Origin of the sequence: Microbacterium sp., assembly GCF_035277845.1 — a bacterium.
In the GTDB taxonomy this organism is placed as follows: Bacteria; Actinomycetota; Actinomycetes; order Actinomycetales; family Microbacteriaceae; genus Microbacterium.
In genome coordinates this window covers 1-4,700 of the sequence record NZ_DATEJS010000097.1, presented here as the reverse complement: position 1 = coordinate 4,700, position 4,700 = coordinate 1, and the positions used below count along the sequence as shown (strand labels likewise).

Genomic DNA, 4,700 nt, shown 5'->3' with positions numbered 1-4,700 from the left:
AGCGAGCGGAGCGAGACGAAACGCGGGTCCCGCCTCCCGTTCCCCGGGTCGTTGAGCGAGCGGAGCGAGCCGAAACGCGGATACCGCTTCCCGGTGGTCGAGCGAGCCGAGCGATTCGAAACGCGGGTCCCGCCTCCCGGTCGTTGAGCGAGCGGAGCGAGACGAAACGCCCAGGCCCGGGCGCCTCAGCGCTCCCCGCGCAGGTGCGCCTGGGTCATCGCCTCGTACTCCTCGTCGGTGAGGTCGTCGTACTGCTTGGCCTCGGCCTTGTCACGCCGCATCCAGCGCACGAGCAGCACGACGAGGATGGGCACGTCGATCGCCTCGGCGATGAACCAGATGAAGTCGCCGGCGAGGTGCTGGTCGTGCATCGGCGACGGCCACCAGCTCGCCGCGTTGTGGATCACGGGCGCGTGGTCGGCGATCGCGCCGTCGAGGCGCAGCAGGATGCCGGGGATCGAGTCGATGAGCAGCTCGACGAACGCGAGCAGGAACTCGAGCGTGATGAACAGGCTCGACCGCATGCCGGTGGTGGCGGCGATGGGCAGCACCATGATGAGGCCGAGGAGCGGCACGACCACGCCCAGAAGTCCTTCGATCCAGGGCGTGCCGCGCATCGTCCAGGCGAACGGCGTGAGGAACAGCAGGAAGACGCCGGCGACGAACACCGTCGCGAACATCGCGTTTCCGAAGAGGCTCACGATGCGCCAGCGCAGCATCCGGGTGATCCGCGCGGCCGTGCCCTCGCCGGATGCCTGGATCAGCAGGTCCAGCGGCTTGCCGGCGGCGATGAGGGCCGGCACCACGAAGATCAGCAGGGCGATGCGGGTGGTGAACGCCCACCGCAGGTCGTGCGCGTAGGTGCCGAGGAATCCGAGATCGACGACGGCGTACGAGCCCAGCCCGGCGAGGTAGTAGGCGACCGCGGAGCGAGCGGGCCACGTGCCGCCCTTGCGGCGCACGCGCCACATCCCGAACGCGTAGAGCGCGGACGCGACAAGGAGCGCCCCGATCGTGACGGGATCGGCGCGCCAGGTGCTGAGGAAGACGGCGATGGAAGGCGTGGTCCCAGCGTACGCTCGCCGTCCGAGTGGAGCGGTCCGAAGCTCCCAGATACGACCATGGTCAGGCGCCTCGTCCGTCTGCCAGACTCGTCGTGTGGCAGACGCTGAGAAGAGCGGCAAGTTGAAAGTCCGCGACATGGTCGCGGACGGTCTCTACGTGGCTGCGGCTGCGACCCGTCTGGATCTCAAGAACCGCATCCTGGTCGACACCATCGCACGAGGCGAGGATTTCGATGTCGACCACTTCGTCGACGATGCCCGCGACTCCCTGCTCACCCTCGCCATCGAGGCCGAAGACGACGCGAAGCGCCTGGAGAAGCAGCGCAAGAAGGCGGCGCGGCGGTTCAGCGAGTCGTTCGGCACCCACGACTACCGCCGCGGCGACGTGCGCAACCTGAAGAAGCGCGAGAAGCAGTCGTCGCAGGTGGCCGTCGAGCTGCGCCGACGGGCCGAAGACCCCGAAGAGCTGCGCAAGCTCGTCGAGGATGCCCGCGAGGCGGCCTGGGGTGAGGTCGCGCGTAACATCGACAGCTCCCTGCGCATCGAGGCGGCGCGTCCCGACCTCGAACCGGACTACGAGAAGCTTCGCGAGGCCCGAATGCAGGCGCTGCGTCTCGTCGACCTGCCGCGCCTGGGCGCGCACCGCAAGCGGTCGATGGATGCCGCCAAACAGGCGGCGAAGCAGGCCGCGAAGGCCGAGAAGAAGGCCGCCAAGATGGAGAAGCGGTCGGGGACACGCGCGGGATCCGACGGCACCGGCGCCGATTCGCGGTGACGATGACATTCCTATAGACTCGGTGACTGTTGCGCCGCAAGGTTCAGCAAGCGCCCGTAGCTCAATGGATAGAGCATCTGACTACGGATCAGAAGGTTAGGGGTTCGAGTCCCTTCGGGCGCACACTGTGTTGAGACAGTGAATTGAGAAAAGACCCGGTCAGCCGGGTCTTTTCTTGTTTCTGACGGCCCTGATGCGGGTCACGTCCCTGCTGTTCGCGAAGCAGTCGGGTTCGGTGCCGTCTCGGGACGCGAACCCGCGTGATTCCGCGGCCGACGGGCGACGTGGGTGCCCCTCGCCAGGTGCCCCTCGCCAGGTGCGAATCGTGGACCGTCTGATCCCGGGAGGGCGCTGGCGGAGGGGGTCGCGATGACTGAGGTGCAGGCGGGGGAGGAGTGTCGGCAAGTCGCTCTTCTTAGCGCAAGCGCGGACCGTCGTTCGAATGAAGGCTGGGCGTTAACCGTCCGTCGTTTACGGTTGCGTCCGCGCGGACTCTCTTCACATGAGATTTGCGTTGTTGAGGGTGTCGCTGATCGTGTTGGCGAGGATGACCGCCGGCACTGTGATCAAGATGCTCAACTCGCGGGCACGTTGCAAGAGAGCGGGTCGACCTTGGGCGTCGAGTCGCTTGCCGATTGCCGTGATGTGGTTCTTGAGCGTCTTGGGGCTGATGCCGAGCTCGTCCGCGATCTGGGCGGCAGGAGCATGATCGACCAGCCGCTGGAAGATGTCAGCTTGCCGTGCACTAACCAAGCCACGAAGCGCTTCCACGTCCACGTACTCCCGGACCGCGAGCTCTGGGTTCTGCCTGTGCGCGACCGCCTCGAAGGTCTCTGACACGTCGTTCATGAGTCGCTCGAGCAGGACTGGTGCAACGTCGACGGGATCGAGTGGGAGCGTTGCGCATGTCTCGGTCAGCGCCGCCGTGAACAGGTGGGGAATGGCGTCTATACCATCGCGGGGCTGGACTCCGTTGGCCATGGCTCCCGGCGTCGTCGAGGTGACTGCCTGTCCGGAGCGTTGGGACACCGCGCAGAAGCGGGCGACGACGTCCGTGACGACGTCGGCAACATGCTGACGTCGTTGCTCCGTCAGTGTCCTCGTCGCGAGCGGACTGCACGCCAGCTCGAGGGCATCGCCGTAGCGGACGGCAACGCGGTCGACAAGAGTAGCCAATTCGTCTTGGGTGATACCCGGTGGCGCACCAATCGTCGGTGCGCTCACTTTTGCAACACTCATCCCCCCGGCCTTTCCGTGCTGCTGAAGCGAGACCGAGCTTACGCTCGTCACCCAGAACCGGACAACTTCGCGCTCGCACGGGTTGGGAAGGCGGCGACGCATGCGCGAATTAGGACCTGTGGTCCTATATACGGCTCTTCTGACTTCAGGTGGGGGTGGTGAGGTCGAGGCCGCCGGCGACCAGGAGCATTCGGAGTCTGTAGTTGTCGTAGTTGGTGAAGCCGCGGGCGACGCGGCGGGCGAGTTCGATGAGGCCGTTCACGGCTTCGGTGCCGCCGTTGGATGACCGGTCGGTGCTCCAGTAGGCGAGGAACGCTTCGCGCCACTGTGCGAGGGTGCGACCCAACCGTGCGATCTCCGGGATCGGGCATGACGGTAACGAGTCGAGGACGTGTTCGGCGATCTTGCGACCGGCGGTAAGGTCGGGTTCCCGGTAGGCGTCGCGGAGTTGCTGTGCGCACTGCCAGGCGACGTCGACCTCGACGTGTTCTTCTCTTACCGTGAATGCTGCTTCGAGGCGTTGCTTCTGCCGGTCGGTGAGTCGTTCCCTGCCGGCGCGGAGGATGTTGCGGATCCCGTAGAGCGGGTCGCCCCTGCGTCCGCGGTGGCCGAGAGTGTCTTGTTGGACGCGGCGGCGGACCTCGTCGACGGCGGCGGTGCCGAGTTTGACGACGTGGAACGCGTCGAGCACCGCGACCGCGTCGTCGAGCTCGTCGTCGAGGGCCTTCTTGTAGCCGGCGAACGGGTCCAGCGTCGCGATCTGCACCTGGTCACGGAACTGCTCGCCGCGCTCTTGCAGCCAGTCCGCGTAGGCCTTCGCGGAGCGGCCGGGCACGAGGTCGAGCAGTCTGGCGCGCACGCGTCCGCTGGCATCACGGGTCAGGTCGACCATCCCGGTGAGTTCTTTCGGGCCGCGTCCGCCGTCCTCGACGGGCTTCGTGGAGACGTGATGCCAGAGGTGCTCATCGACACCGAGGGTTCTCACGCCCTGGAAGCGGGACTCGTCCGCTGCCCGCTTCTCCAGCACCGGCTTGACGTGTCGCCAGACCGTCTTCCACGACACCCCGAGCTGCCGGGCGATGCCTTGCACCGAGGCGTTCTCTCGCCGCATCTGCCCGACCGCCCACGAGATGGAGCGAGCCGTGAGTTGCGCCCGCGGGGCGGCGACGGCAGCGTTCTGCTCAGTGAACGACCTCACCGGACACGCGTCGTCGCCACATCGGAACCGGCGCTTGCGCCACCGCACACGTACCGCAGCAGTCCCCACAGGCGCGTCGATCAGCACGAGCGCCTTGCGGCCCCTGGACTCGGCGACCTGCCCGCACCGCGGGCACCCCACCGGACCCGGCGGTGACTCGACATCGATGACGAGCACCCCATCGCCGCGGCGCTCGACAGCCACGACGTGGAGCCCGCCGAGGCCGACGAGCACATCACAACGGTCACAGTAGACAGCAGAAGATGGGCACGCCGTCGCGCACCCCGTAGCATCAGGCACGGGTCGAGGACTCCGAAGAACGGTTGGCTTGGTCGCTACCGATCCTCGGGCCCTCGACCCACCTCACACCGTTACGCCACGACCCAGCGAATCACCCCAGCCCCCACCCGAAGTCAGAAGAGCC

At 66.9% G+C, this 4,700-nt stretch carries 4 protein-coding genes and 1 tRNA gene; 2 read left to right on the top strand and 3 right to left on the bottom strand.

All coding sequences use genetic code 11. The features are described from left to right. Positions 1–185: 185 nt before the first annotated feature. Positions 186–1,013, bottom strand: coding sequence for a cytochrome c oxidase assembly protein (locus tag VJR25_RS04250; protein WP_324112858.1), 828 nt, complete (start codon positions 1,011–1,013; stop codon positions 186–188). A gap of 145 nt (positions 1,014–1,158) precedes the next feature. On the opposite strand from VJR25_RS04250, the gene VJR25_RS04245 reads away from it, so the two are divergent. Next, the gene (locus tag VJR25_RS04245) at positions 1,159–1,839 is read left to right on the top strand and encodes an asparagine synthase (RefSeq protein ID WP_324112853.1); all 681 of its coding nucleotides are present in this window, start codon (positions 1,159–1,161) and stop codon (positions 1,837–1,839) included. Positions 1,840–1,889: 50 nt separating this feature from the next. Further along, positions 1,890–1,962: transfer RNA gene (locus tag VJR25_RS04240), tRNA-Arg, on the top strand. Positions 1,963–2,337: 375 nt separating this feature from the next. Here the strand turns inward: VJR25_RS04240 and VJR25_RS04235 are convergent. Together VJR25_RS04235 and VJR25_RS04230 are read right to left on the bottom strand one after the other, a co-directional pair. After that, positions 2,338–3,078 carry a helix-turn-helix transcriptional regulator gene (locus tag VJR25_RS04235; protein ID WP_324112852.1) on the bottom strand — a complete coding sequence of 247 codons (741 nt, stop codon included), beginning with the start codon at positions 3,076–3,078 and terminating at the stop codon, positions 2,338–2,340. Positions 3,079–3,223: 145 nt separating this feature from the next. Continuing rightward, complete coding sequence (locus tag VJR25_RS04230) at positions 3,224–4,576, bottom strand: ISL3 family transposase (RefSeq protein WP_422655924.1); 1,353 nt, start codon at positions 4,574–4,576, stop codon at positions 3,224–3,226. Between the last annotated feature and the right edge of the window lie 124 nt (positions 4,577–4,700).